The organism is Pseudomonadota bacterium (genome assembly GCA_039024915.1).
Lineage (GTDB): Bacteria > Pseudomonadota > Alphaproteobacteria > Rhizobiales > MH13 > MH13.
This window is the reverse complement of the sequence record JBCCPK010000023.1, coordinates 1-2,922: the sequence shown is the minus strand read 5'-3', so window position 1 is coordinate 2,922 and position 2,922 is coordinate 1. Positions and strand designations below refer to the sequence as shown.

Below are 2,922 nucleotides of genomic sequence, written 5' to 3'. Positions count from 1 at the left end.
TTGGTCTCTGGTCCCGCTTCTTCCGGCAACCGAGGTGCTGAACGCGCGGTTTGCGTGCGGCGACACGCATATGTGCCGCGCTGGTCTCACCAAAACCACGACAATGTCAGCGCAGTTGCGCAGAACGGGTTTGCAACACCTACCTACTGGTTGGTAAGTAACTCTGCGAGTCGACCTGCGCCTTTATGGGAGGGAAAACAAAAGATGCATGTAAACGCGGATTTCAGCGAGCGCATTGTGGTTCGTTTCGACGACACAGAATGGGTTGCTTCTCCAATGCCGGGCGTGGAGAGAAAGATGCTCGACAGGATTGGCGAGGAGGTTGCTCGCGCGACAACCATTGTTCGATTTGCTCCGGGAAGTGCGTTCTCGGCGCATACGCATGATGGGGGCGAGGAATACCTCGTGCTTGAGGGCACGTTTCAGGATGAGGATGGTGATTTTCCTGTAGGATCATATGTTCGCAATCCACCGACCTCCTCGCACACGCCAGCTGCGCAAGACGGTGCAACGATCCTTGTGAAACTGCATCAATTCGATCTGGCGGATCGCACACAGGTGCAGATCAATAGCGCGGTGGCCAAGTGGGCTGCCACAGAAGAAGGCTCGAAAAGGCTGCCGCTGCATGCCGATGATCGCGAGACGGTCGTGATGGAAAGCTGGGCCCCCGGCACGCTCCATGAAATCGACGCATCGGGCGGATTAGAGATTTTCGTGATCGGCGGCGACCTTACCGAAGGTGAGGATCATCTTGGGCGCTGGGATTGGTTGCGTCTGCCGGTGGGCGCACGATTTGAGGCCAGGACAGGCGACGAAGGTGCACGTGTCTGGATCAAGACTGGACACCTGCGCGGCGTCACCTTGCGTGCGCCATGACGCGGGATACAGACATTGTGATCGTTGGCGCAGGTCTCTCAGGCCTTGCTCTGGCACACAGGTTGCATAGTGAAGGCCGTCACGTGGCGCTTCTGGAAGCGCGTGACCGCACCGGAGGGCGCGTCCTCACGCAGGACGGATATGATCTTGGGCCCGCATGGATATGGCCGCAGAACCATCGCGTGCTGGCTCTTGTTCATGCCCTTGGGTTGAAAACCTTCCGTCAGCACAGCGAAGGCCGCCTTGTCTTTGAAGATGCGCGGGGCGCGATCCGGCGCGATCTCGATTTTTCCACAATGAGCGGCGCATATCGGATTGAGGGCGGTCTTGGCCGACTCACCGATGCACTGACCCGTGACCTGGGGGATGTGCTGCGCCTGCGACACACGGTTCAGCGCGTGATCGATGAGGATCGCGGCATTACACTTACAGGAGAGGGGTTTTCGATGCGCACGGAGCGCCTCGTTCTCGCGTTACCGCCGCGGTTGGCATCGGGCATGGGTCTTTCTGTCCCTGACGTGCCGACATGGATGGCGGGGCATGCCAAGTTCGTCGCAGTGTATGACGATCCGTTCTGGCGCACCTTGGGATTGAGCGGGGATGCTATTTCTCATCTGGGTCCGTTGGCGGAAATCCATGACGCCTCTCCCGCGCGAGAACAGGAAGGTGCCTTGTTCGGATTTGCCATGGCAGGTATGGCAAGTCAGCCTGGGTTCAAGGACGCCGCCAAGGCGCAACTTGGCCGTCTCTTCGGACCTGAGGGCAGCAAGCCGCACAAAGTTCTCATCAAAGACTGGAGCGCAGATCCAGCAACCGCAACGCCCGCCGACCGAGATCCGCTTGCCTCGCACCCCCAGTACCACGCCCTTGCACCATCCGGTCGCGTGATCTTTGCAGGAACTGAAACGGCGCCAAACGAAGGTGGTTTTCTCGAAGGCGCGCTTGAAGCGGCGGAGATGGCGCACGGGCATCTGTCGAAGGTGGCGGCATGACCTCGTTGGACAGAGTGCGCGCCGCGGCCGAAGCACGCCTCAGGACAGGCGGATTCAATGGTTTTTCATTCCGTGACATCGCCCGCGATGCAGATTTGACCAATGCTGGCGTGCATCATTACTTTCCAACGAAGACTGATCTTGTGGTGCGCCTGGTGAAGGACTACACAGAGCGTTTCCGCGACGCGCTTCATGACTGCCCCGCCGAGGTGAAAGTCGAACGCTTGACAGACTTGTTCGCAGACAGCCTTCGGCAGGACGGGAAAATGTGCCTGTGCGGTTTGCTGGCTGCGGAAAGCGGCGGGCTGCCCGCGCCAGTGGCCGAAGCCGCCCGGACGTTTTTCGAGACACTGTCAGATTGCCTTTCGGATGCGTTCCCGGACAGCCCGGATCCCGGGTCCGAGGCACTGCGCGTGCTCGCGCAGCTGGAAGGCGCCGCGCTTGTTGCGACCTTGTACTCTGATCCACTGGTTTTCGAAGAGCTTGCGCGACACGCGCGTTGATAAACCAAAACTCGACAACCAACCGCGATTTGGTCAGTTGAATGAGCCAGCACCTAACGCGCGTTGCCTACCGCCTGAAGGTGTTCGGTTAGCAGGGGCAGGCGATCATTGCCCCAAAAGGTTTCATCATCACAGATGAATGTCGGTACGCCAAAGACACCTTCGGTCAACGCTGTCTTGATGGTGTTTTCGTGCAAAGAAGAGGCTGGTCCACCGTTGAGGGCATCACTGACGTTCTGACGCGTGACCTCACATTCAGCAGCAGTTTTTAACAGAACCTCGATGTTCATTTTGATACCCTTTGCAAAGATAGCAGTGTACATCGCTTTCATGAGCGCACGGCGCCGATGTAGATCAGGGTGAGACCAGCAAGTGAGTGCTAAAGTATCGGCACTTAAATCAGAGATCTGAGGCTCCACATAGGCAACCTTGTAGTGCGCGGCCCATCTGATGGCGTCTCGATGCCGAAAGTCAGTCGTATATTGTCCCGCGAGAACGGGTTGATCGAATGGCGATCCTTCGGGCCTTGCTCGCCGGATCAGTTCGATAGA

4 protein-coding genes are annotated in these 2,922 nt (G+C 58.2%); 3 read left to right on the top strand and 1 reads right to left on the bottom strand.

The genetic code is table 11. The annotated features are described in order from the left end of the window. Nucleotides 1-204: 204 nt before the first annotated feature. From AAF739_18000 to AAF739_17990, 3 genes are read left to right on the top strand one after another with little or no spacing between them, the layout of a single operon-like run. Nucleotides 205-876, top strand: coding sequence for a cupin domain-containing protein (locus AAF739_18000; protein MEM6384561.1), 672 nt, complete (start codon nucleotides 205-207; stop codon nucleotides 874-876). Then, a complete protein-coding gene (locus AAF739_17995; GenBank protein MEM6384560.1) occupies nucleotides 873-1,868 on the top strand; it encodes an FAD-dependent oxidoreductase in 996 nt (331 codons plus the stop codon). Before AAF739_18000 ends, AAF739_17995 begins: the two co-directional genes overlap by 4 nt. Further along, a complete protein-coding gene (locus tag AAF739_17990) occupies nucleotides 1,865-2,371 on the top strand; it encodes a TetR/AcrR family transcriptional regulator (GenBank protein ID MEM6384559.1) in 507 nt (168 codons plus the stop codon). Before AAF739_17995 ends, AAF739_17990 begins: the two co-directional genes overlap by 4 nt. 53 nt (nucleotides 2,372-2,424) lie before the next feature. On the opposite strand, the gene AAF739_17985 is transcribed toward AAF739_17990, so the two are convergent. Beyond that, a partial coding sequence (locus AAF739_17985) for a DsbA family protein (GenBank protein MEM6384558.1) occupies nucleotides 2,425-2,922 on the bottom strand: 498 nt, incomplete at its 5' end.

Excerpts from the sequence above, each read along its gene's own strand:
- AAF739_17995 (MEM6384560.1), top strand. The coding sequence starts at position 873 with ATGACGCGGGATACAGACATTGTGATCGTTGGCGCAGGTCTCTCAGGC.
- AAF739_17990 (MEM6384559.1), top strand. The coding sequence starts at position 1,865 with ATGACCTCGTTGGACAGAGTGCGCGCCGCGGCCGAAGCACGCCTCAGG.
- AAF739_18000 (MEM6384561.1), top strand. The coding sequence starts at position 205 with ATGCATGTAAACGCGGATTTCAGCGAGCGCATTGTGGTTCGTTTCGAC.